This is a genomic window from Dehalococcoidia bacterium, assembly GCA_025060295.1.
Lineage (GTDB): Bacteria > Chloroflexota > Dehalococcoidia > Lucifugimonadales > HRBIN23 > HRBIN23.
This window is the reverse complement of record JANXCH010000007.1, coordinates 49,783-74,098: the sequence shown is the minus strand read 5'-3', so window position 1 is coordinate 74,098 and position 24,316 is coordinate 49,783. Positions and strand designations below refer to the sequence as shown.

The following is a 24,316-nucleotide window of genomic DNA, read 5'->3' as shown; positions in this document are numbered from 1 at the left end:
TATAGGCGGCTGGCTCGGGGGCCTTCCCGCGCCGTTGACGCCTCCCCACCTGCGGGAACATAATAAGAGGGTGCTGATATCCCTGCATCCGTGGGGGGCACCGTATGCCCAGCATACCCCTCCAAGAGACACCTGCCATGGTGTTCCGTGAGGTAACCCTCGCCCTCATCACCTTCGGGATTGCCCTGGGCATCGCCCTAACGGTGAACTTCGTCCTCCAGCGGGTGGTCTCTCTCTTCACCCGCCGCACTTCCACCACCCTGGACGACCGCCTGGTGGCGGCGGCGCGTCTGCCCGTCGTGCTCATCATCCTCGTCATCGGCTCCTACCTGAGCCTGCTTCACATTGAGTTTCTGGGGCCTTACCTCGGCATCATCCGCAGCGCCACGGTTGTGATCGTTATCTTCAACATCGCCTCGTTGGTCAACCGGGTGGCGGGTGCCCTCCTCACCTGGTACGGCACCGAAATGGCCGCCCGCACCAGGACGGATATTGACGAGAAACTTCTGCCTATCCTGCGCCGTGTCGCCTTTGTGGTCATTTGGGGCATTGCCCTCATCATCGCTTTGGACCGCTTGAACATCAACATCAGTCCCCTGGTGGCGGGCTTGGGCATCAGCGGTCTGGCGGTGGCCCTGGCTCTGCAACCCACCCTGTCCAACTTCTTCGCCGGCACCTATATCCTGACCGATGCCGCCGTGCGCCCTGGCGACTTCATCCAACTGGACAGCGGCGTCATGGGCACGGTGGTGGAGATCGGCTGGCGCACCACCAAGATTCACACTGTAGAGAACAACCTGGTGATTATCCCCAACAACCGCCTGGCCGACTCGGTGGTTACCAACTTCTTCCAACCCAACAAAGAGGTGAATGTTACCGTTACCTGCGGAGTGGCCTACGAGTCCAACCTGGAGCAGGTGGAGCGCGTCGCCCTGGAGGAGGCGCAAAAGATTCAGAAGAGCCATCCCGGTGCTGTGTCTACCTGGACGCCCCTCTTCCGCTTCCGGGATTTCGGCGAGTCTAACATCAACTTCATCGTTGTGCTGCGCGCCATTGACCGGCCCAACAGTTTCCCCCTAGTGCACGAGATGATCAAGGCCCTGCACCGGCGCTTCGCCCAGGAGGGAATCGTCATCAACTACCCGGCCCGCACCCTCTATTTCGCCGACGGGAAGGCCCTGCGCGTCCGCGTGCAGGAGGCGCGCCCCGTGCCCGCCGGCGGGGAGGATGCCTCTCCCCCCAGCACCGCCTAGACCTTTTCCCCCTTCGGGCGGTAGGCCTCGGCACTATCCTGGGGGGCATAGCCCAGCCAACGGCGGGCGTATTCAATATCCCGGTAACGCCAGGGATTGTCGGACAGTCCGTAGAAGATGGCGAAGCGAAGGGTGGGCGGAGCCTCCACACACCGCTCGATCAACTGCCCGATGTCCCGCTGGCTACACCAGTTGGCCCAGTCGGCGGGTAGGCGGGTGGGGCGGTCCTCCGCCGTAACATGCCCGATGCGCAGGCACAGCACTGAGATGCCGAAGGCGTCGGCGTAGTAGCGTCCCAGGATTTCCCCCCACGCCTTGCCGCATCCGTACAGGCTCCGGGGGCGGATAGGTGTCTCGTGGTCCACCAAGCGCCAGGGGAAGGGCACATCCGGGTAGCGCCCCTCTACCAGGGCCTTATAGGGCTCCTCTCGCTCCCACCCCCCGATAACGGCCCCGCTGCTGGCGTAGATAATGCGCCGAACGCCGTGCTGGCGCGCTGCCTCATAGACATGGTAGGTGCCGATGATATTGGTATGGAGGTTGCCCTCCCAGTCCTCCCCCAGGTGCCCTGCCAAGTGGATGACCACTTCTTTCCCTGCAAAGGCGGGCAGGATGGCGCTCAAGTCGGCGATGTCGGCCTGGTGGGTGGGGATGCCCTCCACCGGACGGCGGTTGAGGGCGTAGAGGGTGTGCTTCCCCTCCAGGCGTCGGCGCACGATGCCCCCGATAAGCCCGCTCATCCCCGTTACGAGAATGGTCGCCATATGCCACCTCCGTTGCAGGGGGAGAACAGACACGAAACCCCCCCTGGCGCTAGGATACGCCCGTCACCGTCGCCCAGGGAAGGAACGCGCGGGGGTTTAGAAGTGGAAGTGGCGGAAGAGTTGGATAACCGAGATGACGATAGCGGTGCCCACCGTCATGCCGAAGGCGAAGATGCCCGCCAGAATGGGGGTGTCATACTTGAGGTGCATGTAGAAGGCGGCCACCAGGGCGAACTTGCCCGCCCCTAACAACAGAAACAGGGGCACCAGCACCGGGCGCATCGCCTCAAAGTAAAGGGGGTAGCCGGGGAACATGCCCACCTCAATAAGGGTGATAACGGTCAGCACCAGGGCCACAAGGGCGCAGGTCTTGGGGCCGGCCTTGTGCACCACGTGGCGCTGTTCGGGGGTGTGGGATGGGTGAGCCACAATGCACCTCCCGCCCTAGTAGAGGGCTGCGCCGATCAGGTAGACCACGGCGAAGATGACGATCCACACCACATCCACAAAGTGCCAGTAGAGGCCCGCTACCTCTACCCAAATGGCGTTCTTCTGGGTGATGCCGCCGCGGAAGGACGCCAGGAATAGGGCGAGCAGCCACAACACTCCCACCGTGACGTGCGCCCCGTGGAAGCCCGTGAGGGTGAAGAAGGCCGACCCCACGGGGTTCACCCGGGGCGTGAACCCATCGTGTACGAAGTGGTAGAACTCAAACCCCTGGTTGGCCAGGAAGTGCACCCCCAACAGCACCGTGGCCAGCAGGTAGATGCGCATCAGGCGCATCTTGCCCGCATGGGATGCCCACACCGCCAGCGCCATAGTTACACTGCTCATCAGGAGCACGAAGGCACTCCACGAGGTGAGGGGGATGTTGAACACCTCGTGGAGGGGTGTGTGGGGCACCCGTTGCACATAGGCGACGAAGGTGGCTATCAGGGAGCCAAAGAACAGCACATCCGAGGCCAGGAACAGCCACATCAGGACTTTGCGGTTGTCCTCCCCTGTATTGGTGGGGGGATGCACCGCCTCATGGGGAGCGGGAGACACGGCCCTCTGCATACCCGTCTACTCCTTGCTGCGGATAACGCCGCGGATGGGAGGCTCCAGAACCCAGGCCACAATGGCCCCCACGGTGATGGCCAGCCCCAGGGCGATCAGCGCCCGCGAGTAGATGGTGCCCAGGCCCGCCACCGCCAGGCCCAAAGCCAGGATGAGGGGAATGATAGATGGCTTAGGCAGGTGAATCTCCTCCCCCCCGCTTGTCCCGTGGGCGTGTCCCTGGGCGTGGGTGGGCGTGGGGCCGTGTCCGTTGGAGCCCCCGCCCACAGGGGCGATGCGCCGCTGGCGCTTCTCCTCCCACCAGGCGTCGCGGCTGTGCACCACGGGGATCTTCTCAAAGTTGTATTCGGGCGGAGGTGAGGGGATGGACCACTCCAAAGTGCGCCCATCCCAGGGGTCGTTCCCAGCCGGCTGACCCTTCTGCAGACTGCGGAACAGGTTATAGGCGAAGAACAAAGTCCCCACCGCTGTGATGAACGCCCCGATGGTGATGAGCAGGTTGAGGGTGCCCCAACCCGCCTCGGCCGGGTAGGTGTAGATGCGGCGGGGCATCCCCAGGGCCCCCAGGAAGTGCATGGGGAAGAAGGTGAGGTTGAAGCCGACGAAGGTGAGCCAGAAGTGCACCTTGCCCAGCCCCTCGTCCAGGAGGCGCCCTGTCAGTTTGGGGAGCCAGTAGTAAATCCCCGCGAACACAGCCATCACCAGCCCCCCAAACAGCACATAGTGGAAGTGGGCCACCACGAAGTAGGAGTCGTGTTGTTGGGCGTCAATGGGCGGGGAGGCGTGCATCATCCCGCTCAACCCCCCAACCACGAACAGAAGCACCGCATTCCCCGCAAAGAGCATGGGCGTCTGCCAGCGGATGCGCCCGCCCCACATGGTGGCCAGCCAGTTGAACACTTTCACCCCTGTGGGGATGGCGATGAGCATGGTGGACAAAGAGAAGGCGAAGTTGCCCACCGGCCCCATGCCCACCGTGAACATGTGGTGCGCCCACACGCTGAACCCCAGGAAGGCGATGGCCACCATGGCCAGCACCATCGTGGTATAGCCAAATATGGGCTTGCGGGAGAAGGTGGGGATCACCTCCGAGAGGATGCCGAAGGCGGGCAGAATAAGGATATAAACCTCCGGGTGCCCGAAGATCCAGAACAGGTGCTGCCAGAGGAAGATGTTCCCGCCCGCCGACACATCGAAGAAGCGGGTGCCATAGAAGCGGTCAAACCACAGGAAGATCAGCGCCACCGTGAGCACAGGGAAGGCGAACAGCACCAGAATGAACACAATGGCCAGCGCCCATACGAAGAGGGGCATACGCATCAGGGTCATCCCCGGGGCGCGCATGTTGATAATGGTTACGAGGAAGTTCAAGGCGCTGGCCATGGAGGAGAAGCCCAGCACAATCAGCCCCATCACCCAGAAGTTGGCCCCGATCCCCTCGGTGAAGGGGCGGGTGGACATGTTGGCATAGCCCGTCCACCCCACATCAAAGGCCCCACCTGCCAACCACCCCGCGTTCAACAGCAGGCCCCCGAACAGGAAGATCCAGTAACTCAGGGCGTTCAGACGGGGGAAGGCCACATCCCGCGCCCCGATCATCATCGGCAAAACCATATTGGCGAACACCGAGGCGACAGGGGTGCCCACCAGGAACACCATCGCTGTGCCGTGCATGGTATACAACTGGTTATACACAGCGGGGGTGAGCACCTGGGCATCGGGGCGGGCCAGTTGCAGGCGCATCAGCAGAGCCTGTGCCCCCGCCAACAGGAACCAGACGATCACTGTCCAGAAGTAGAGTATCCCGATGCGCTTGTGGTCCACTGTGGTGAGCCACTCCCACACGGTGGACCAGAAGGTGGCTTCGGCAGGACGACGGACGGCACCAGTGCTGACAGCCATAGGCGCCTCCTACTTGAGGGCGGCCATAAAGGCCACCAGGGCGGAAATTTCCTCATCGGTCAGGTTCAGGTTGGGCATCTTGGCCCCGGCCTTGACGGCTGGCGGGTTGCGCAGCCAGCGCGCCATAGCCTCTGGGGTATTGGGCAGGGCCATGGCGGCAATGCCGTCCCGACTGGCCATGCCCGTCAGGTTGGGGCCGATGATGCCGCGGGCGCTAGTGCCATCGATGGTATGGCAGGCGTTGCATCCCCGTGCCTGGAACACCTCCCAGCCCCGCTGGACGTCCCCGACCAGGGGCGGAAGGGTATGGGCCTGCCGCCGCTGGACCCACTGCTGGAACTCCTCGGCCGGCAGCACCTTCACCCGAAAGCGCATGAGGGCGTGGGAGAGACCGCAGAACTCGGCGCACTGCCCGTAGAAGGTGCCCGTCTCGTGGGGTGTGAAGGTGAGACGGGTGGTAACGCCGGGGTTGGCATCCATCTTCCCGGCCAGGCGGGGCACCCAGAAACTGTGTATCACATCGGAGGAGACCAGGGTCAAAGCAACAGGCTGCCCGACAGGCAGATACAGTTCATTCCCACTCACGATGGGGTTGCCATCGGGGCCACGGTGATTCAGGTAGCGGAACTCCCACCACCATTGGTGGGCCACCACCTGCACCTGCAAGGCGTTAGGGGGCGGGGCTTGTCCGAAGCGGAAGATGGTGCGCCACGAGGGGATAGCCACAATGAGCACGATGATGGTGGGGATAAGGAACCAGGCAATCTCCAGGCGGGTGTTGCCGTGTACCTCTTGGGGTTCGCCGGCACCAGGGCGGTGGCGGAAGCGGAAGAAGGCGTACAGGAGCATGGCGATGACCACCACCCCCACGAACGCCGCCGCCCCAATGAGAAGCCAGTACAGGCCCAGGATGGTGCGGGCCTGGTCGCCTTGCCCAGCGAAGGTGTTCTGGGGGGCAGTGCATGCCGTGAGCAGCAGGGGAATCACCAGGAATAGTCCCACACCCACCAGGCGGGGGCAACGCAGAGGTAGGCGAGAAAACATCTTTTCACGCCTCCAGGGGCGACGGCCCGCCCCAAGGTAGAGGGATTTGCTCCCATTTTCACATAGTAGCACACCCACCCCTCCTTGTCAACTGTACCCCTGGGCGGGGCACCCACAGGCGCCTGGCCTGCGCCTGGCAAGAGTATAGCACTGCTCCCCCGGACTCCACGGGGGGCTCACGCCCGTCCTGGCGGGGCCTGGAGGGGTTCGGCCAGGGGATGGCGGGTGATGCCGTGCACCCGCCGCATCCACAGCAGCAGGGACAAGAGGTGCTTCCCTACCACAGGCAAAGCAAGGAACCAGCGGAGGGTGGCGTTTTCATCGCCCCGCACCAGGCGGTCCCCGCGAAAGCCCACCTTGGCCCGGTAGGAGATGAAGTAGGTGAGGGGGTGCACGGGGTTGGCCACCTGGTCACAGAGCAGGTGCCCCAAAAAGCCGACGCTTGCGCCTATCGCCAGGGGGTTCCAGCCCGACAGCCAGCAGGCCGCCGCCGCCAGGGGGAGCCACTCGTAGGCGTGGAAGGCCAGCCACAGGCGCAGGGGCTTGTCCAGCACCCAACGCCGGTAGAAGTCGGGGGTGTGGTCTATGTCTATGAGGACGCCTACCCCAATGGTGGCGGGGAGGGCCATAGGCTCCCCCGTTACGGCCCACACGCCCCCGCCCAGAACGGCCGAGATGGCCAGGTGCTGGTGAGGCTTCACGGCTTACACCACAAGGGAGAGGGGGTTCTCCAGAAGGGCCTTGATGCGCCCTAAGAACCTGGCTGCCTGGGCACCGTCGGCTACCCGATGGTCCACCGAGAGGGTGGCGGTCAACATTTGGCGCACCACCACCTGCCCGTCGCGTACCACAGGGCGGGGGCGCACCGACCCCACCGCCAGCACCGCCGCCTGGGGCGGGTGGATGATAGCGATGAAACTGTCCACATCATACATGCCCAGGTTGCTGATACTGAAGGTGGCTCCCCCATACTCCTCGGGGGTCAGGTGGCCTCGGTTGGCGCGCTCCACCAGGTCTTTGGATGCACGGGCAATATCGGCCAGGGATTTGCGGGCGCAGTCCAGCAAAGCGGGGACAATCAGCCCCTGGTCGCCCTCCAGGCTGATGGCGATGCCGATGTGGATGTCTTTGTGCATCCGCAACTTCCCGTCCTGGAAGGAGGCATTGAAGGTGGGGAACTCCTTCAGCGCCAAAGCACACGCCCGCACCAGCATGTCGTTGATGCTCACCCGGGTGCCCTGGGCTTCCAGGGCCTTGTTGATCTGCTGGCGGAGGGCCACTGCCTCGGTCATATCTATCTCCACCGAGACATAGAAGTGGGGGGTCTCCTGCTTGGCGCGGGTGGTGAGGCGGGCGATGGCCTGGCGCATCTTGGTAAGGGGCACCTCCTCCTCGGCGGGAGGTGCGGGCGGTGCAGGGGGAGGAGGTGCGGGTGGCGGGGCCTTTGCCCGTTCGGCGGCGCGGCGCACATCCGCCTCAGTGATGCGTCCCCCGGGGCCGGTGCCCGTTACTGTGCGCAGGTCCACCCCCAGTTCCTCGGCCAGACGGCGCGCCAAAGGTGAAGCACGCACCTCCCCGGCAGGAGCAGGCGTAGGGGGAGGGGTAGGCGTCGGTGGAGTGGGGGCAGGCGTGGGTGTAGGGGCGACGACCTCCGCCATCTCGGGCAGGGGTTCGTCGGCGGTGCCGATGATGGCGATGGCCTTCCCTACGGGCACCGTCGTCCCCTCGGCCACCAGGATTTTGCGCACCACCCCCTCTCCGCTAGCGGGCATCTCCACCACCGCCTTGTCCGTCTCAATCTCGGCAAGGGGCTCTCCTCGGCGCACCGTCTCCCCTTCCCGCTTCAGCCATTTCACCACCTTGCCCTCGCGCATGTCGTAGCCCATTTGGGGCATCACTACCGTAACTGCCATGGGTGCTCCTCCCGTCTCTGTTAGAACACCTCTGACAGGGGCACCCGCAGGCCGGGGAGCACATCCTCCCCGTCCAGGGTGTCGTGTTCGCGGAGCAGGCGTGCGGAGCCATCGGGGCGGTAGACGGTGATGGTCTTGGCCCTGGGGGCGACCACCCATACCAGGCGGGTGCCGGCCTCCAGGTAGTCGCGCACCTTCTGCTGGATCTCAATGGGGTTGTCGGAGGGGGAGAGGATCTCCACAGCCAGGTCGGGGGGGCCGTCCAGGAAGCCTTCGGGGAGGCGTCCCTGGGGGAGGCGGTGGGCGGCGAGGAAGGCGATGTCGGGGGCGCGCACCCGTTCGGGGTCATAGGGCAGGCGCAGGATGAACCCCACATCCCCGGAGAGCACCTCCCCGCTTTTGTTGGCGCGAGCAACTTGTGCCATGGCACTGGCTAGACGGGTCACAATACTCCCGTGCACGCCACCTGCTGGGGGCATCTCCACGACCTCCCCGTTGACCAGTTCGCGGCGCGCATCCCCTGCGCCCATACGCCAGAGGTCTTGGGCAGTGAGGCGGGTGTGGCTGGTCATCTGCCTGCTTTCCCCGTGTCGCCTTCCATTGTAAGGCCCGCGCCCTGGGAGGGAAAGGGGCTGTGTGCTGGGGGGCCTAGCCCCCTTGACAGACCCTCTCACCCCCTCTAGGGTCATGGCAGGAGGTGGTGTGGTGCGTTGGCCGGTTCCCCCAGAGGTGGATGGGGAGGGGCGATTCCTTATCCCCCGCAAGGAGTTCGTCCCTGCCTATGTGCGCGCCTACGAGGACGGCTCCCTGAAGCGCAAGGTAGAGGAGGCCCTGGCGTTACTCGGCCCCTCGTGCCGTGTCTGCCCCCGCTACTGCAAAGGTGTAGACCGTCTCGCCGACAAGGCCGGCGTCTGCCGCATCGGGCGCTATGCCTGGGTGGCCAGCGCCTTTCCCCACTTTGGCGAGGAGGATGTGCTGCGGGGATGGAACGGCTCGGGCACCATCTTCTTCTCGGGCTGTAACCTGCGCTGTGTGTTCTGCCAGAACTGGGATATCAGCCAGTTCCGTGTGGGGCAGGAGTGCACCCCCCGCGACCTGGCCCGCCTGATGCTCTCCCTGCAGGAGAGGGGGTGCCACAACATCAACTTCGTCACGCCCGAGCATGTGGTGCCCCAGGTGGTGGAGGCCCTCCCCTATGCGGTGGAGATGGGGGTGCGCCTTCCCCTGGTCTACAACACCAGTTCCTACGATAGCCCCGAGAGCCTACGGGTGTTGGACGGCCTCATAGACGTGTACATGCCCGACTTCAAGTTTTGGGAGCGGGAGCACGCCCGCACCTACCTAATCGCCCCCGATTACCCCGAAGTGGCCCGCCACAGCATCGCCGAGATGCACCGGCAAGTGGGGGTGCTCAGGGTGGACGAGGACGGCCTGGCCCTGCGGGGGGTGCTGGTACGCCACCTGGTGATGCCAGGGATGTTGGAGGACACCGCTTACATCCTCCGTTGGCTGGCGTCCCTCTCCCCCGATACCTATGTCAATGTGATGGAGCAGTATCACCCCGCCTGGAAGGCCGCCGAAGATCCCCGCTTTGCGGCCATCAACCGCCCCGTTACCGATGAGGAGATGCAGGAGGCTTACCGTCTGGCGCGGGAGGCGGGCCTGTGGCGTCTGGACCGGCGGTGGCGTCCCCTGGGACGGGCGCGTCGCCTCCTGCTGGTGGGGGGATAGGCTTCCGAGACCCTGGGAGGCCCAGGGCCGCGCCGCGGACGGCTCACCAGCGCTCGGCGCGATGCCATCCCAAGCCTGGGAGGGTGGGGCGGGGTGCACCTCCACCCCGTTCTACCCAGCCCACACCACATCCCCACACAGGTCGGGCGGGTGGGGACGGCTGGCAAAGACGGCATACTCTGCCCGCGCCCGGCCGATGGTGGTGGCCGCCCCGTGGCCGGGCAGGACGCGGGTGTCTTCGGGCAGGGTCAGCAGGCGCTGACGGATGCTCTCCACAATCTGGCGGAAATCCTGGGGGGTGCGGGTGCGCCCCGGCCCGCCCGGGAACAGGGTGTCCCCACTGAACAGGAACCTCCCCCACAGGAAGCAGGTGGACCCCGGCGTGTGGCCCGGGGTGGCGATGGCCTGTAGGACATGCCTGCCAAAGGGAAAAACCTGTCCATCGGCGATGAGGATGTCAGGAGGGAAGGGGAGGCCCTCCGCATCGGCGGAGCCGATGGCTACAGGCACCCCAAGGGCGCTCTTGAGGGTAGCCAGGCCTGCCCAGTGGTCGGGATGGCGGTGGGTAAGCAGGATGGTGCGCACTGGGATGCCCCCGAGGGCGTCCAGCACCTTGTGAGGTTCCTCTGGGGCGTCAATAAGCAGACCCTCCCCCGTGGCACGACAGGCCAGGATGTAGGCGTTGTTGCTGTAGCGCCCGCACACTACCCGCAGGAGGAGCGCTGTATCGTCCTGGTGTATCGTCTCCACACCTACCCCTGGAAGCGCACAGGGAGCACGGGGTCCAGGATTTCCACTCGTGCCCCTTTCACCAGGCTCTTGAACTTGTGCGGGTCGCCCCCTGTGGCATACCCATAGTGCATGGGGATGGCCACCTTGGGCTTGATGAGGTCGTTGACGGCGGCGGCCGCTTCCGTTTCATCACAGGTATAGGTGCCCCCGATGGGCACCAGGGCGATATCCACCGGGCCCAACTGCCCCATCTCGTCCACCTTATTGGTATCCCCGCAGTGGAGGACGATCTTCCCTCCAATGGTGAACAGGAACATGGTGTTGAAGCCTTGCTCCTTGGGGTGGTACTGGTTATAGCCAGGGAAGGCCTTGATGTGGCTCCCCTTCTGGTCGGTGGACTGGCCAGCCTTGATGGCCACCACCTTCCAGGTGTTCTTGACATCCTCGGGGAGGTGGCCGGCCACCACGGGGTTGGTAACGATGACCGTCTCCTTCTTGGCGCATGCCTTGATGGAGGCGGGATCCAGGTGGTCAAAATGGGGGTGGGTGATGAGGATCAGGTCAGCCTTATCGGCCCCCACCTCCTTCTCGCCGACGCGGTGGGGGTCCACCCAGATGGTCAGGCGGTTGCTCTTGATTTTGAAGGTGGCTTGCACATAGCGGGTGAACTCTACGCCGTCAATGGAGACGGTGCTGGGCACAGAGCACCTCCTCAGGGTAGAGGCTTGTGGCGTTCCTATTATAGCCAATGGGGGGGAGGGTGTGCACAGGGGCGTGGGAGGGGGGATTTGTGCCCCTTGACACAATTCCCCGAGGTGGGTTACCATAGGTGCCTGTGGGCGGGGGGCGGGAGCGGCCCCCCGGGGGATGGTGGGCATGCAGTTCAATGTGGCAACCCTGTTGAAGGAGCCGGTGGGGTCGGCGCGGGTTTATACCCTGGACGAAGAGCAGGTGCGCCTGGATGACCTTTTGGTGGCCCCTTTCCACAGTTGGGTGCGCTTCACCCGCACGGAGAAGGGCATCTGGGTGCAGGCCCGTGTGGATACGGCGGTGGCATCCACCTGCAGCCGATGCTTGGCCGAGTTTTCCCAGCGTTTGCAGTTCACTTTTGACGAAGAGTTTTTCCCAACGGTGGATGTGCATACGGGCGCCCGTTTGCCCCTCCCTCCTCCGGAACAGGAGTCCTTCACTATCGATGCCCATCACCTCCTGGACCTGACCGAGGTGATGCGCCAATATGCTTTGGTGAGCATCCCGATGAAGCCCCTCTGCCGCGCCGACTGCCGAGGCCTGTGCCCCACCTGTGGGGCGGATTTGAACAGTGGCCCCTGCACCTGCCCAGCCCCCGTCTCTGACCCCCGGTGGGAGGCCCTTCGGCGTCTCCTGCCACCCGATGCGGCAGACAAACCCTAAGGAGTGCTATGCCCCCTCTTCCGAAAAAACAACTCTCCAAATCTAAGCAGCGCAAGCGGGCTGCCCATTACCGCTTCCGTGCGATGGCGGTTGTCCCTTGTCCTCAGTGCCGGCGTCCACGCCTGGCCCATCATGTCTGCCCCTTCTGCGGCACCTACAAGGGACGGAAGGTGTTGCAGGGGGAGCACCAGCAGTAGGCAAGGGTGGCGCTCCCATCCCAATACCTGATACCCGGAGGCAACAGAAGCCGTGAGCCAAGGGCTAACGCCAGCACCGTTTGCTTTCCTCTTCCCCGGGCAGGGGACGCAGTTTGTGGGCATGGGGCGGGACCTGGCCGAGGCCTCGCCTGCGGCGCGCGCGCTGTTCCAGCAGGCCGATGAGGCCCTGGGATTTCCCCTTTCCCGTCTGATGTTTGAAGGCCCCCAGGCCGATCTCACCCGCACCGACAATGCCCAGCCTGCCATCCTGGTGGCCAGCCTGGCCTGCCTGGCGGCCCTGGAGGAGGTGGTGGGCAAGGGGGCCCTGCCCCCACCCGCCTACGCCGCCGGCCACAGCCTCGGCGAATACACCGCCCTGGTGGCTGCCCGCTCCCTGACGGTGGAGGACGCCGTGCGCCTGGTGCGCCTGCGGGGGCGCCTGATGCAGGAGGCCTCCGAGCGCTGCCCCGGCACAATGGTGGTGGTGCTGGGGCTGGATGAAATGACGGTGGAGGAGGTCTGCCGGGAGACGGGTGCCCAGATCTCCACCGTCAACACCGAGGAGCAGATCGTCATCGCGGGCGATCATTTGGCGGTGGCCCGTGCGGCCGACCTGTGCGCCCTGCGGGGTGCTCGCCGCTTGGTGCCCTTGCAGGTGGCTGGGGCTTTCCATACCACTTTGATGGCTAGCGCGCGGGAGGGGTTGGCGCAAGCTTTGGCCCAGGTTCCCATCCGCGACCCCCAGGTGCCCATTGTGGCCAACGCCTCGGCCCGCCCCATCACCACCGCCCAGGAGGTGCGCCAGGAACTGGTGGAGCAACTGTGCGCCCCCGTGCGCTGGAAGCACTCCATGCAGTTCCTCCTCTCCCGTGGCATCAAGACCTTTGTGGAGTTGGGGCCGGGGAGGGTGCTGAGTGGCATGCTCCGCCAGATGTCCCGTGAGGTGCGCCTGCTCCCCATCGCCGATGCTCGGAGTCTGGCAGGAGTAACGGCCCCGTGGTGGTAATCTCCCAAGAGCCGGACCAGGAGATAGAAGAAGAGGGTTTGGGGTGCGAGGGGTTCTCCCTGCGCCGCCGGGCCCGCGCCGTGGCCTTCCTGGCCCTGTGTGAGGTGGACTTGGCCCGCCACGACCCCCACAAGGCCCTGGATTGGATCGCCCGGGAGGCAGGTCTGGCCCCGGAGGGGGTCGCCTTCGCCCAGAGGCTCTTGCTGGGCACTCTGGAGCACCTCCCCAGCATTGACCAGACCATTCAGCGGTGTGCTCCTGCCTGGCCCGTGCCCCAATTGGCCACTGTGGACCGTAACCTTTTGCGCCTGGCGATTTATGAACTCACCGCAGACATGCAAACCCCGCCCAAAGTGGTCATCAATGAGGCGGTGGAGCTGGCTAAGGTCTATGGGGGCGATAGTTCCCCCCGCTTTGTCAATGGGGTACTGGGATGCGTGGTAGAGGCCTCCCAGCGCCTCACCTCATCCTCGTAGCAGAGGCGTGCACCGGCCATTCCGCATATACCCGAGGCTTGACCACAGATACGACGCACGGAGGTGAGTGCCCATGCCCGATGTCTACACCCGTGTGAAGCAAATCGTGGTAGACCGCCTGGGCGTGGACGAGGCCCAGGTGCGCCCCGAAGCCTCTTTCCGGGATGATTTGAAGGCCGACTCCCTAGACCTGGTGGAACTGATTATGGCTATGGAGGAGGAGTTCAGCAAGGACGGACAGAAGATAGAGATCTCCGACCAGGAGGCGGAGAAGATTATCACCGTCCAGGATGCGGTGAACTTCCTGAAGGCTAAGGGCATCAAGGATACCCCCTGAGAGGAAAGGCGCGCCCATTCCCCGCCGGTGGGTAGAGTTCTCCCTGACTGTTTCTCCTGAACTGGTAGACCCTCTGCTTGTGGCTTTCGGGCGAGTGGGCGCCCGCACCTGCGTGGAGCAGGAGGGGGGCTGGAACCCCGATGAGGGGGAGTCCCCCCCGCCTCACGCCCCCCTCACCCTCCGTGCCTACCTCCCTGCCGATAGGACCCTCCCCCGACGGCGCGCCCGTCTGGATACTGCATGGCGCCTCCTCTCCCTTATTACACCCCTGCCCCCTTTGGCGGAGCGTCTGGTGGAGCAGGCCCAGTGGGAGAAAGTGTGGAAGGAGGGGTTCCAAATTGTGCGGGTGGGGCGGATCGTGGTGCGCCCTGTGTGGGAAACCCATACCCCCCAGCCGGGCGACTTGGTGCTGAGCTTGGAGCCCGGCTTGGCCTTTGGCACAGGCCACCACCCCACTACCCGTCTCTGCCTGGCGTGGATGCAGGAGTTGCCCGTCGCTGGCCGGCGCATTCTGGACTTGGGGACGGGCTCGGGGATTCTCGCCATTGCGGCGGGTCTGCTGGGGGCGGAGCGGGTAGTGGGTTTGGATATTGATGCGATGGCGGTGCGTGCGGCGCGGGCCAATGTGCGCCTCAATGGTCTGTCGGGTTGCGTGCGGGTGCAGAGGGGGAGCCTGCCGTGGCGTGAGGGGGGGCAGTTCCACGGCATTGTGGCCAACATCTCTGCCAAGGTGGTGTGCCGTTTGGCTGCTGCCCTGTGGGAGGCGCTGTATCCTGGGGGCTGGCTCCTGGCCAGCGGCATCCTCCAGGAGCAGCAGGAGGAGGTGGCACACGCCCTGGGAGGTGTGGGTTTCCCTCCGCCCCAGGTGCGTCGGGAGGGGGAGTGGGTGGCCATGCGGACGGGGCGTCCGTCGGAAAAAAGCACGGGGCAGGGAGGCACCTCCCTGCCCCGAAGGATGGAGTGTGGGCCCGACGCAGGTAAACGCTAGCGGGCGTATTCCACCGCCCGCGTCTCCCGAATGACCACCACCTTCACCTGGCCGGGGTAGACGACGGTCTCTTGGATCTTCTTGGAGATGTCCCGGGCCAGTTTGGTGGCCCCGATATCGTCCACCTCCTGGGGTTTGACCATTACCCGCACCTCGCGCCCGGCCTGGATGGCGTAGCACTTCTCCACGCCGGGGAAGGAGGAGGCTACGGCTTCCAGCGCCTCCAGGCGTTTGACATAGTGCTCCAGGGTGTCCTTGCGGGCCCCGGGGCGGGAGGCGCTGATGGCATCGGCGGCGGCCACCAGGAAAGCCTCCACCGAACTGGGCTGGTCGTTGTGATGCTCCAAGATGGCGCGGCGCACTGGTTCGGGGACGCCATATTTGGCCGCCACCTCGGCACCGATTTCGGCGTGGGGGCCCTCCTGTTCGTGGGTGAGGGCCTTACCGATGTCGTGCAGAAGCCCCCCCACCTTGCAGGTCTCCACATGGGCGCCGATCTCCGCGCCCATCATACTGGCCAGGAGGGCCACCTCTATGCTGTGCTTGAGGACATTTTGGCCGTAACTGGTGCGGTAGTGGAGCACCCCCAGCAGGCGTACCAGTTCGGGATGCAGACCACCCACCCCCACGGCGAACAAGGCCTGCTGCCCCGCCTGGCGGATGGTCTCCTCCACCTCTTGCCGGGCCAGGGCCACCGTCTCCTCAATGCGGGCGGGGTGGATGCGCCCATCCTGAATCAGCTTCTGCAAGGCGATGCGGGCCACCTCCCGCCGCACGGGGTCAAAGCAGGAGATGGTGACGGCGTCGGGGGTGTCGTCGATGATGAGGTCCACACCCGTGGCCTGCTCAATGGCCCGGATGTTCCGTCCTTCGCGGCCGATGAGACGGCCCTTCATCTCTTCGCTGGGGATAGGGATCACGGTTACGGTGGATTCGGCGGTGACATCAGCAGCAAGGCGGTGGATAGCCTGAGCGATGATGCGGCGGGCCTTCTCGTTGGCCTCCTCGTGGAACTGCTGCTCCAATTCCCAGAGGCGGCGGGCGATATCACTTTCGGCCTCGGCCTCCACCCGTTTCAGAAGTAGGGTGCGTGCCTCGTCCACCGACAGGCCCGCCAGGCTTTCCAACTGCTTGAGATATTGAGCCTTGGCTTCCTCGGCGTGCGCCAGGGCTTGCTCCACCTCCTTCTCCTTGTGGGCCACAGCGCGCTCCCGTCGCTCCAACACCTCCGCCCGCCGCTCCAAGGCCTCCTCCCGGTTGTTAAGGCGGGCCTCCAGGCGTTGGAGCTCCCGCCGTTGCTCCCGTAGGTCGGCCTCTGCTGCTGCCCGCGCTTTGAGGGCCTCCTCCTTGGCCTCCAGCAGAAGGCGCTTATGCTCCTCTTGGGCCTGGCGCTGGACCTCCTGGAGCCGGGCCTCCGCCTCGGCCAGGCGTCGGTCGGCGCGGGCCTTGTGCACAAGATAGCCGCCGACAACTCCTATCCCCATGGCCGCTAGGACGGCAAGGACGAGCAACACAAGGGGTATCATAGGCTCACCTTCCTTCCGTCCTATGCTGTTAAGGTGCTTCCCCCGAAGGATGGGGGGACGTTTCCATGCTAGCCCAACGGGGACGGGGGGGTCAAGGGTAGGGGCACCACCACTCGGCGCTGCGGCCCGAGCGCCAATATGACAAGGGCAGAGGCCCCTCGCCCACAGCCTCTGTTGGCCTTGACAGTAAAAGGGGGAGTTTGCTAAATTCGGGGCGAAGTGTCGGCTGGAGGTGGTGGATATGAAAGCGACGAAACTCCTTTTTATTCCCCTCGTCTTTTTAATCGTCTTCGTCGTGATAGCAGGGGGATGTAGACGTCAACCTGAGCCGGCGCGCCAGCCCGCTGCTCCTGCCTCGGTGCCTGGGACCCCTGCTCCAGCAGCACCCCCTCCGCCTGCACCTGCCGCCCCTGCTGCCCCGGCTGCTCAGCCGATTGAGTGGGTGGTGCAGAGCACCTTCCCCACCGGTATCTGGGACTACATGTGGGGGGAGAACTTTGTCAAGCGGGTGAACGAGGCGGCCAAGGGGCGCTTGGTCATTAAGTTGCTCCCTGCGGGGGCGGTGGTGCCCGCCTTTGACGTGCTGGATGCGGTTCACAAGGGAGTCTTGGACGGGGGAATCTCGTGGAGCGGGTACTGGGTGGGGAAGAACACCGCCTTCTCCCTCTTTGCCAGTGCCACGGGGGGGCCCTTCGGGATGAACAACTGGGACTTTACGGCGTGGCTCCTCGCCGGCGGGGGGATAGAGCTCTATCGCGAACTGGTGGCCAAGTTAGGGTATCAGGTGGTCTGGTTCCCTATCTGGGGAGAGATGCCTGAACCCCTGGGATGGTATAAGAAGCCGATTCGCTCGGTGGCCGACCTGCGCGGGGTCAAGATGCGGGCCGCCGGCCTGGCCTCCGAAGTGTTTAAGGAATTCGGGGCGTCGGTTGTTACCCTCCCCGCCGCCGAGATCGTCCCCGCCCTGGAACGGGGCGTCATCGATGGCGCGGAGTACAGCGACCCCCACTCCGACTACCGCCTGGGCTTCCCCAATGTGGTCAAGTATTACCACATCCCCGGTATTCACCAGCCCACGGGGGTGGGGGAGGTGATCTTCAACAAGGCCAAGTGGGACCAACTGCCCGATGACCTCAAGTTGATCATCGAAATGGCTGCCCACGAGGCCTTGGTGCTCAACTGGAGCAAGGCATGGCGCATGAACTATGAGGCGCTGGAGGACCTGCGGACGAAGGAAGGCGTTACGGTGGTGGAAACCCCACGGGAGATCCTTCTGGAGATGCTCAAAGCGTGGGACCGTGTGGCTGCACGGGAGGCGGCACGCAACCCCGACTTCGCCAAAATTTACGAGTCCCAGCGTCAGTTCGCCTCGTGGTTCGTCCCCTACCAGCGTCTGATTAACCCGCCCTACGACCTGGCCGCCGACTACTACTGGCCCCGCAAGTAAGACGCCAGGACACCACACACGCCCGCCCCGGGGGAGGGGGAGTTATCCCCCTCCCACGGGGCGCACAATTTCCAGAACATCCCCATCCTGCAGAACCGTAGTGGCCCACGCCTGGCGGTCCAGCACCTCCCCGTTGTATCCCACCGCCACGATGGCTAGGTTCACTCCTAGGGACTGGAGGAACTCCAGGATGCTCATGGGGCGCTCTAGGGTGCGGGGTTGCCCATTGACCGTCAGGCGCAGCATGCCCACCCCCCTTTCTCCCAAGCCTGGCGTATGGCCTCCTTCAGGCGCTGGGCCGCAGCGCGGGGGTCGGGCTGGCCCAGGATGGCCGTGATGACGGCCACCCCACTGGCTCCCGCCTGAATGCACGCCCCCGCGTTTTGGGGCGTTACCCCCCCAATGGCCAGCACCGGCAGGGTAACCGCCTTCTGCAGGTCTGCCAAGAGGCCTACCCCCACCGCCTCCTGGCCGGGGTGGGAGCGGCTGGGGAAGATGGTGCCGGCGATGAGCAGGTCAGCCCCCTCCTGCTGGGCGCGCAGGGCGGAGGGGACGCTGTGCACCGACGCCCCGATGAGGAGGCGCGCCCCCACCAGGCGGCGCACCCCCCTTGGCGGAAGGCCCGCCTCCGGAAGATGCACCCCATCGGCACCGCACAGCAGAGCCACATCCACCCGCTCATTCACAAAGAGAAGGGCGCGCCCCCGCGTGACCTCCCGCAAGCGCTGGGACACCTCCAGCAAGGGGCCGCCGGGCAGGTCCTTCTCTCGCACCTGGACCAGGTCTACGCCCCCCTCCACCGCCTGGGCCACCGCCTCCACCAGGGTTTCCAGGGTGGGGTAGAGACGACGGTCGGTTACCAGGGCCAGGCACGGCCGGGGCAGGGGCATGGCGGGGGGCTAGGGGCCGCGCCGCACGGGCTGGGGCACCCCCTCCAAGGGGCTGGTGGCCGAGGCGTAGGCCCGCTTGGGGATGCGCCCAGCCAGGTAGGCTTTGCGCCCGGCCTCCACCCCGAGGCGGAAGGCCTCGGCCATCAGCACGGGGTTCTGGGCTTGGGCAATGGCGGTGTTCACCAGCACCGCATCCGCCCCCAGTTCCATGGCCAACGAGGCGTCCGAAGGGGCGCCCAGGCCCGCATCCACCACCACAGGCACCGTCGCCTGCTCAATAATGATTTCGATCTCCTCTTTGGTGAGGATGCCCCGCCCCGAGCCGATGGGCGAGCCCAATGGCATCACCGTGGCGCACCCTATCTCTTGCAACTGGCGGGCCAACACCGGGTCGGCGTGGATGTACGGGAGCACCACAAACCCCTCTTTGATCAACTGCTCGGCGGCCCGCAGGGTGCCCACCGGGTCAGGGAGGAGGTACTTGGGGTCGGGCACCACCTCCAGTTTCACCCAGGGAGAGCCTGTAACCTGGCGCCCCAGGCGGGCGATGAACAGGGCCTCCTCCACCGTGCGGCACCCCGCCGTGTTGGGGAGGATGGTGTAACGCGTCCAGTCCAGGTAGTCCAGGATGGTCTTCTGGTTGGGGTGAGACAGGTCCAGGCGGCGAATGGCCACAGTAACGATCTCGGCACCCGAGGCGGCGATGGCGTCCACCATCTCCTGGGGGGTGCGGAACTTGCCCGTTCCGACCATGAGGCGGGAGCGGAAGGCCTTGCCAGCAATGACCAGCGGGTCGTCCATAGCGCCCCTCCCCGAAACGACAGCGCCGCTGGGCATGCCAGCGGCGCTGTGGTCTCTCGCCCCAGGTCCCTGCGCTGGCATTACCCAGATCAGGTGATGACGGTCGGCAGCGGTATCAGCCACCCTCTCAGCCGGGTTCCCCCAGCTCCCGTCGTGCCCTCTGCGCTTGTCCGCCCCCACTATAGCACAGTCGCCCTGGGGTGTCAACGCGTGCAACCGTTGACGCCCTCCGCCCCCTCTGCTACCCTGGGAACGATACCGTCAAGGAGGGGGCGTGTCCACTGCCGACCTTTTCGCCACCCTGCGCCGGGAGGGGCGCACCCTCCTCACCGAGGTAGAAGCCAAAACCTTCTTGTCTCCCAGTGGCATCCCCATCGTCCCCACGCACCTGGCCCGCTCCGCCCCCGAGGCGGTGCGCATCGCCCGCACCCTGGGATGGCCCGTCGTCCTCAAGATCGTCTCCCCCGACATCGTGCACAAGAGCGACATCGGCGGGGTGAAGGTGAACCTTACCAGCGGGGCGGCCGTTGCCCGTGCGTATCGCGATGTGATGGAGAGCGCCCGCACCCGAGCTCCCCAGGCCCGCCTGCATGGTGTCTCCGTCCAGCGCATGGCCCCGCCCGGCGTGGAGGTCATCCTGGGCGCAGGCAAAGACCCCCAGTTCGGCCACTACCTGATGTTCGGGCTGGGGGGTGTGTTTGTGGAGGTGCTGAAGGATGTCTCCTTCCGTCTGGTGCCCCTGACCCCGCGGGATGCCCGCCAGATGGTCCGGGAGATTCGGGGCTTCCCTCTGCTGGCGGGCTACCGGGGACAGCCCCCCGTAGACCTGGAGGGCTTGGAGAAGGCGCTGTTGGCCCTCTCTGCCTTCTTGGAACAACACCCCGAGGTGCGGGAGATTGACCTCAACCCTGTGTTCGCCTATCCCCAGGGCTGTCTGGCTGTGGATGCCCGCGTGGTGCTGGAGGAGAGCGCTATCCTGACCCCCACAGGAGGGTAGGGATGGGCTGGACCTTTGAGGAGATGGACCGCATGTTCCACCCCCGGGTGGTGGCTGTGGTGGGGGATAAGAGGGATCGGGACTACATGTGGCTCCGCTCGGTCAGCACTATCCGAGGGCGCGTGTACTCGGTGCAGGTGGACCCCCAGGAGATAGAGGGCATCCGCGCCCTGGGCTTCCCCAACTATCCCAGTTTGCGGGACATCCCCGAGGCGGTGGACTATGTCATCGTGGCGGTGCCCCGCCATGTGGCCCCCCGCGTGCTCCAGGACGCCATTCACAAAGGTGTCCACGCCGTGATGTTCTTCACTGCGGGCTTTGCCGAAACGGGCGAGGAGGAGGGCATCCGCCTCCAACAGGTGCTCACCGAGATGGCCCGTGCGGCGCGCATGAAGGTCGTTGGCCCCAACTGCATGGGGCTGTTCAACCCCCGCTGGGGCCTGCGCCACCATGTGGACCAATACTATGGCGAGGGGGGGCCGGTGGGCTTCATCTCCCAAAGCGGCACCCACGCCAACGCCTTCAGCCTGGTGGGCTACCAGCACGGGATCACCATCAGCAAATCGGTGAGCATGGGCAACGGCATCATCCTCCACGCCGACGACTACCTGGACTACCTGGGGCAGGACCCCCAAACCCAGGTGATCGCCATGTATCTGGAGGGGGTGCCCCACGCCCGCAGGCTCTTTCACCTGATGCAGGCGATTAGCCCCCGCAAACCCATCGTGGTGTGGAAGGGGGGGCAGACCAGCGAGGGGGCACGGGCAGCGCAGTCCCACACCGCCTCCTTGGCTGCCTCCACCGCTTTGTGGCAGGGGGCGGTGCGCCAGGCTAACGCCCTCTGGGCCGATTCCTTCGAGGAGACCCTGGATCTGGTCAAAGCCCTCTGCTACCTGAAGGAGCCGGTGGGGCCTCGCCTGGGGCTGGTGGCCATGACCGGGGGGCAATCGGTGGTCATCACCGATGCCTTCGCCAAGGCGGGGCTGCAGGTGCCCCTGCTTTCGTCTGCTTCTTACCAGGAGTTAGCCACCTTCTACAGCACGGTAGGGGGCAGTTACCGCAATCCTATGGACATGACCCCCACCATCCGCAACCTGGACCTGGTGCAGAGGGTGTTGGACATCCTGGCGCGGGATGCCCACATTGACGCCATCTGCTACGAGGTGAACCTGGCGTTTGTGCCACGGGGGGAGAGGGGGTTAGACCGCCTGGTGGACCTGCTGGGGGCGTTTCGGGAGCGGTATGAGCGCCCCTTCCTGTGCGTCCTGACGCCGATGCATCGGGAGGGGGAGGAGCGGGAGGTGCGCCTGGCCCTGGCGCGACGGGGGGTGCCGGCCTTCCCCTCCTTCCTGCGGGCGGCCACCGCCTACCGCAAGGTGTGGGACTACTACAGGGAGCGGCGGGAGCGTCTGGTTACGCCCCAGGCTCCCGCTCTTGCACAACCCGTCCCCCCAGGGTCGTGATCCGGTCCACCCGTATCAGGACGGCCACCCCCTTCCGCTCGGGGTCGCGTTCCAGTTCCTCGGGCACGGTGCGGGCCAGCACCGCTTCCCGCACCGGCCCGGCCTCGTGCACCGTGGCGGTGCCGTAGAACTTCCAGCCAATGCGTTTGACGGGGTCGCGAAAAATGACCAGCACCCGGGGGTTCTGGCGCAGGGCGGCCAACTCCCGCCCGTGGGTGCGTTCCCAATAGGCCAGGTGCTCCTCGTCATAGACCATCATGCTCCCCCGGAAGCCGGCGGCGGGCCACCCATCCTGCCACGCCGTGATGAGCAGGCAGGGCATGCCTCGGGCCAGGGCGGGGTTGATGGCCTCCCGCATCTCCTCGGTCAAGCGAATCACGACGCTCCTTTCCCCTCAGGGAAGTTGGGGGTTTGTACGGAGTCTGGGGCACCCCTGGTGAGGACTATGATAAGGAAAAAGACGGGATCCTGCACCAGGGGGCAAAGGTGAGCGATGATGCCCTGCTGCGAACGGTTATCCTGGACAGCCACACTCCCGGTGCCCTGTCTATGCCCTTCGGGGGGGATGGTCTGATGGACGCATCGGGGGTCTGGCGCATCCTCATCGTGGAGGACCAGGAAGACCTGCGCGACCTGTTGGCCCTGACTTTCTCGGGGGGCCCGTTTGAGGTGCACCTGGCGCGGGACGGCCAAAAAGCCCTGGAGATGGCCTACCACATACGCCCCCACTTGGTCATCACCGATCTGCGCATGCCCCGTATGGACGGTTTGGCTCTTACCCGTGCGCTGCGCCAGGATCCCGTGCTGGGGCGGGTGCCCGTGATTGTGATAACCGCTTGGGCAGACCCGGGTGCCGAGTTACAGGTCTATGGGGCGGGGGGGAATGCCTTCTTCGCCAAGCCCTTCAGCCCCTTGGCTTTGTTAGAGCGGGCAGAGCACCTCTTGCGCGAGTACAGGAGGGGTGGGTAGGGGGTTACACCCCTTCTTCGGCCTCCTCTTCTTCGGGGGTCTCTTCGGCACCCTCGTCTGGGTTTTCCGATTCCTCTGCCACGGGGGATGTGGTCTCCTCCTCCAGGTCCACCTCCTCCAAGGCTTGGGTCAGAGGGTAGTCGCTGAGGGGGAAGGGGGTTTCGCCCGAAGGGGTGGCCACCGCACGCACCAAGACGGTCAGGCGCTGGTCGCCCACCGACGCCACCGCTGCACTGAAGCGGTCGCCCTTCTCCATCAGGGTGCGGATGCGATGGGCGATGCGGGGTTCCAAATACCCCAATGTCAGCCCCTGCGCTGTGGCCACAGATACCAGGTTGCCCTGCACCCGCAGGTCTAGGGGGTCGCCCGGGTCCAGTTGCAGGAGCACCTCCCGAGAAACCTGGGGGCGAACGGCCGTTGTGGTGGCCTTGCCTGCCTCTTCCAGGAAAACGGTGGTGGGGGCGGCGCTAGGGGGCACTTGGGGCTGGGTGCCCTGCAGGTGCTTCAGGCGCTCCAGATTCTTGCGGGCGATGGTGTTGCTGGGGGAGATGTCCAACACCTTCTGGTAAGCCTGGGTGGCCTCCTCGTAGCGCCCCAACTCCATCAGGGCGCGCCCCAAGCGGTTCCACGCCTCCACATCCTCGGGGAAGCTCTGGAGGATTTCCCGATTAATGGCAACCGCCTGCTCCCACTGGCCCCGCAGGGCCAGGTCTATGGCCTCCTTGCTCAACTGCTGCCGCCGACGCGAGAGAACACCTTTCTCCACCGATGCTCCTCTCCGGTGCCCTGGGGATACGGTGCACAGACAAGGTTGGCAAAGGACAAGGATAGCGCATCGTGCCCCCTCTGCAAAGGGGGTACACCACCTTTTGTCTCCCCTCCAAAGAGGTCATGGTAGCATGAAACGAGAGAAAGGAGTGCCTATGCCGCGCAAACGCATCCTTGCCCCCAAAACCCTTATGGCTTTGCGCACCGCCCTGGAGCAGGAGCAGGCCCGCCTACGCACCACGCTGGAACGTGTCCAGCGCGACCTGCAGGCCATGGCCGAGGCCCACGGCGAGGAGAACGGCTACGGCACCCACCTGGCTGATGTCTCCAGCGAGACACACCAGCAGGAGGTGCTTCTGGCCGAGCGCCAAAGCTTGGAGACGGCCCTGGTGCAGGTGCAGGAGGCTCTGGAACGCATGGACGCCGGCACCTACGGCTACTGTGTGGACTGCGGGGAGCCTATTCCCCTCGCCCGTTTGCGCGCCATGCCCACGGCCTTGCGCGATATTCAGTGCCAACGCGCCTACGAGAGCAAGGCCCAGGTTTCCCCTGCCCCCAGCCCCCTCGGACGCTTCCCCAAACCCCTGGTAACCCCCGAACCCGAAGGACGGCCCACCACCCCATCGGAAGAGAAGTAACG

29 protein-coding genes and 1 riboswitch are annotated in these 24,316 nt (G+C 65.3%); of the genes, 13 read left to right on the top strand and 16 right to left on the bottom strand.

Annotated elements, in window-relative coordinates:
* The first annotated feature begins 104 nt into the window (after positions 1 to 104).
* A complete protein-coding gene (locus NZ951_04030; GenBank protein ID MCS7207089.1) occupies positions 105 to 1,253 on the top strand; it encodes a mechanosensitive ion channel family protein in 1,149 nt (382 codons plus the stop codon).
* Here the strand turns inward: NZ951_04030 and NZ951_04025 are convergent.
* From NZ951_04025 to NZ951_03990, 8 genes are all read right to left on the bottom strand, one after another.
* Positions 1,250 to 2,017: an NAD(P)-dependent oxidoreductase gene (locus NZ951_04025; GenBank protein MCS7207088.1), complete on the bottom strand. Its 768-nt coding sequence runs from the start codon at positions 2,015 to 2,017 to the stop codon at positions 1,250 to 1,252. The two genes, NZ951_04030 and NZ951_04025, sit on opposite strands and share 4 nt — an antisense overlap.
* Positions 2,018 to 2,113: 96 nt before the next feature.
* Positions 2,114 to 2,446, bottom strand: coding sequence for a cytochrome C oxidase subunit IV family protein (locus NZ951_04020; GenBank protein MCS7207087.1), 333 nt, complete (start codon positions 2,444 to 2,446; stop codon positions 2,114 to 2,116).
* A gap of 15 nt (positions 2,447 to 2,461) precedes the next feature.
* Entirely contained in the window at positions 2,462 to 3,076 is a 615-nt protein-coding gene (locus NZ951_04015; protein ID MCS7207086.1) for a cytochrome c oxidase subunit 3, read from the bottom strand.
* A gap of 6 nt (positions 3,077 to 3,082) precedes the next feature.
* Complete coding sequence (ctaD, locus tag NZ951_04010) at positions 3,083 to 4,978, bottom strand: cytochrome c oxidase subunit I (GenBank protein ID MCS7207085.1); 1,896 nt, start codon at positions 4,976 to 4,978, stop codon at positions 3,083 to 3,085.
* A gap of 9 nt (positions 4,979 to 4,987) precedes the next feature.
* Positions 4,988 to 6,022, bottom strand: coding sequence for a cytochrome c oxidase subunit II (gene coxB / locus NZ951_04005; GenBank protein ID MCS7207084.1), 1,035 nt, complete (start codon positions 6,020 to 6,022; stop codon positions 4,988 to 4,990).
* Positions 6,023 to 6,198: 176 nt separating this feature from the next.
* Complete coding sequence (locus tag NZ951_04000; protein ID MCS7207083.1) at positions 6,199 to 6,723, bottom strand: hypothetical protein; 525 nt, start codon at positions 6,721 to 6,723, stop codon at positions 6,199 to 6,201.
* Between the two features lie 3 nt (positions 6,724 to 6,726).
* Positions 6,727 to 7,935, bottom strand: a complete 1,209-nt coding sequence (locus NZ951_03995; GenBank protein ID MCS7207082.1) for a 2-oxo acid dehydrogenase subunit E2 — start codon at positions 7,933 to 7,935, stop codon at positions 6,727 to 6,729.
* Positions 7,936 to 7,955: 20 nt separating this feature from the next.
* Positions 7,956 to 8,507: a Uma2 family endonuclease gene (locus NZ951_03990; GenBank protein MCS7207081.1), complete on the bottom strand. Its 552-nt coding sequence runs from the start codon at positions 8,505 to 8,507 to the stop codon at positions 7,956 to 7,958.
* 130 nt (positions 8,508 to 8,637) lie between these two features.
* On the opposite strand from NZ951_03990, the gene NZ951_03985 reads away from it, so the two are divergent.
* A complete protein-coding gene (locus tag NZ951_03985) occupies positions 8,638 to 9,666 on the top strand; it encodes a radical SAM protein (protein ID MCS7207080.1) in 1,029 nt (342 codons plus the stop codon).
* Between the two features lie 111 nt (positions 9,667 to 9,777).
* Here NZ951_03985 and NZ951_03980 read toward each other — a convergent pair whose 3' ends face one another.
* Positions 9,778 to 10,416 (bottom strand): MBL fold metallo-hydrolase, encoded by a 639-nt coding sequence (locus NZ951_03980; protein ID MCS7207079.1) that lies wholly within the window; start codon positions 10,414 to 10,416, stop codon positions 9,778 to 9,780.
* Between the two features lie 2 nt (positions 10,417 to 10,418).
* Positions 10,419 to 11,099: an MBL fold metallo-hydrolase gene (locus NZ951_03975; GenBank protein ID MCS7207078.1), complete on the bottom strand. Its 681-nt coding sequence runs from the start codon at positions 11,097 to 11,099 to the stop codon at positions 10,419 to 10,421.
* A 175-nt stretch (positions 11,100 to 11,274) separates the two neighbouring features.
* Between NZ951_03975 and NZ951_03970 the strand changes: the two genes are divergently transcribed.
* From NZ951_03970 to NZ951_03945, 6 genes are all read left to right on the top strand, one after another.
* Positions 11,275 to 11,811, top strand: a complete 537-nt coding sequence (locus NZ951_03970) for a DUF177 domain-containing protein (protein ID MCS7207077.1) — start codon at positions 11,275 to 11,277, stop codon at positions 11,809 to 11,811.
* 8 nt (positions 11,812 to 11,819) lie between these two features.
* Positions 11,820 to 12,008, top strand: coding sequence for a 50S ribosomal protein L32 (gene rpmF, locus NZ951_03965; GenBank protein ID MCS7207076.1), 189 nt, complete (start codon positions 11,820 to 11,822; stop codon positions 12,006 to 12,008).
* A 52-nt stretch (positions 12,009 to 12,060) separates the two neighbouring features.
* Positions 12,061 to 13,014 (top strand): ACP S-malonyltransferase, encoded by a 954-nt coding sequence (gene fabD, locus NZ951_03960; GenBank protein MCS7207075.1) that lies wholly within the window; start codon positions 12,061 to 12,063, stop codon positions 13,012 to 13,014.
* Complete coding sequence (gene nusB, locus NZ951_03955; GenBank protein ID MCS7207074.1) at positions 13,005 to 13,490, top strand: transcription antitermination factor NusB; 486 nt, start codon at positions 13,005 to 13,007, stop codon at positions 13,488 to 13,490. Before fabD ends, nusB begins: the two co-directional genes overlap by 10 nt.
* Before the next feature lie 73 nt (positions 13,491 to 13,563).
* Entirely contained in the window at positions 13,564 to 13,827 is a 264-nt protein-coding gene (locus tag NZ951_03950) for an acyl carrier protein (GenBank protein MCS7207073.1), read from the top strand.
* Positions 13,828 to 13,906: 79 nt separating this feature from the next.
* Positions 13,907 to 14,815, top strand: coding sequence for a 50S ribosomal protein L11 methyltransferase (locus NZ951_03945; protein ID MCS7207072.1), 909 nt, complete (start codon positions 13,907 to 13,909; stop codon positions 14,813 to 14,815).
* Here NZ951_03945 and rny read toward each other — a convergent pair.
* Complete coding sequence (gene rny / locus NZ951_03940; GenBank protein ID MCS7207071.1) at positions 14,812 to 16,341, bottom strand: ribonuclease Y; 1,530 nt, start codon at positions 16,339 to 16,341, stop codon at positions 14,812 to 14,814. The two genes, NZ951_03945 and rny, sit on opposite strands and share 4 nt — an antisense overlap.
* Positions 16,342 to 16,582: 241 nt before the next feature.
* On the opposite strand from rny, the gene NZ951_03935 reads away from it, so the two are divergent.
* On the top strand, positions 16,583 to 17,788 hold the full coding sequence (locus NZ951_03935; GenBank protein MCS7207070.1) for a TRAP transporter substrate-binding protein: 1,206 nt from the start codon (positions 16,583 to 16,585) through the stop codon (positions 17,786 to 17,788).
* 42 nt (positions 17,789 to 17,830) lie between these two features.
* Here NZ951_03935 and thiS read toward each other — a convergent pair whose 3' ends face one another.
* The 3 genes from thiS to NZ951_03920 are packed head-to-tail and all read right to left on the bottom strand — an operon-like array spanning position 17,831 to position 19,479.
* Positions 17,831 to 18,034 carry a sulfur carrier protein ThiS gene (thiS, locus tag NZ951_03930; protein MCS7207069.1) on the bottom strand — a complete coding sequence of 68 codons (204 nt, stop codon included), beginning with the start codon at positions 18,032 to 18,034 and terminating at the stop codon, positions 17,831 to 17,833.
* The gene (gene thiE / locus NZ951_03925) at positions 18,022 to 18,678 is read right to left on the bottom strand and encodes a thiamine phosphate synthase (protein MCS7207068.1); all 657 of its coding nucleotides are present in this window, start codon (positions 18,676 to 18,678) and stop codon (positions 18,022 to 18,024) included. Before thiE ends, thiS begins: the two co-directional genes overlap by 13 nt.
* Positions 18,679 to 18,687: 9 nt before the next feature.
* On the bottom strand, positions 18,688 to 19,479 hold the full coding sequence (locus NZ951_03920) for a thiazole synthase (GenBank protein MCS7207067.1): 792 nt from the start codon (positions 19,477 to 19,479) through the stop codon (positions 18,688 to 18,690).
* A gap of 49 nt (positions 19,480 to 19,528) precedes the next feature.
* Positions 19,529 to 19,641: riboswitch (TPP riboswitch) on the bottom strand.
* A gap of 112 nt (positions 19,642 to 19,753) precedes the next feature.
* Here NZ951_03920 and NZ951_03915 point away from each other — a divergent pair.
* On the top strand, positions 19,754 to 20,476 hold the full coding sequence (locus NZ951_03915; protein ID MCS7207066.1) for an acetate--CoA ligase family protein: 723 nt from the start codon (positions 19,754 to 19,756) through the stop codon (positions 20,474 to 20,476).
* A 2-nt stretch (positions 20,477 to 20,478) separates the two neighbouring features.
* Positions 20,479 to 21,939, top strand: coding sequence for a CoA-binding protein (locus NZ951_03910; GenBank protein MCS7207065.1), 1,461 nt, complete (start codon positions 20,479 to 20,481; stop codon positions 21,937 to 21,939).
* On the opposite strand, the gene NZ951_03905 is transcribed toward NZ951_03910, so the two are convergent.
* On the bottom strand, positions 21,890 to 22,318 hold the full coding sequence (locus NZ951_03905) for a pyridoxamine 5'-phosphate oxidase family protein (GenBank protein MCS7207064.1): 429 nt from the start codon (positions 22,316 to 22,318) through the stop codon (positions 21,890 to 21,892). The genes NZ951_03910 and NZ951_03905 overlap by 50 nt on opposite strands.
* A gap of 107 nt (positions 22,319 to 22,425) precedes the next feature.
* Between NZ951_03905 and NZ951_03900 the strand changes: the two genes are divergently transcribed.
* Positions 22,426 to 22,908 carry a response regulator gene (locus NZ951_03900; protein MCS7207063.1) on the top strand — a complete coding sequence of 161 codons (483 nt, stop codon included), beginning with the start codon at positions 22,426 to 22,428 and terminating at the stop codon, positions 22,906 to 22,908.
* Between the two features lie 4 nt (positions 22,909 to 22,912).
* Here the strand turns inward: NZ951_03900 and NZ951_03895 are convergent, their stop codons facing one another.
* Positions 22,913 to 23,674, bottom strand: a complete 762-nt coding sequence (locus NZ951_03895) for a tetratricopeptide repeat protein (protein MCS7207062.1) — start codon at positions 23,672 to 23,674, stop codon at positions 22,913 to 22,915.
* 157 nt (positions 23,675 to 23,831) lie between these two features.
* On the opposite strand from NZ951_03895, the gene NZ951_03890 reads away from it, so the two are divergent.
* Positions 23,832 to 24,314, top strand: coding sequence for a TraR/DksA C4-type zinc finger protein (locus tag NZ951_03890; GenBank protein MCS7207061.1), 483 nt, complete (start codon positions 23,832 to 23,834; stop codon positions 24,312 to 24,314).
* Positions 24,315 to 24,316: the final 2 nt, after the last annotated feature.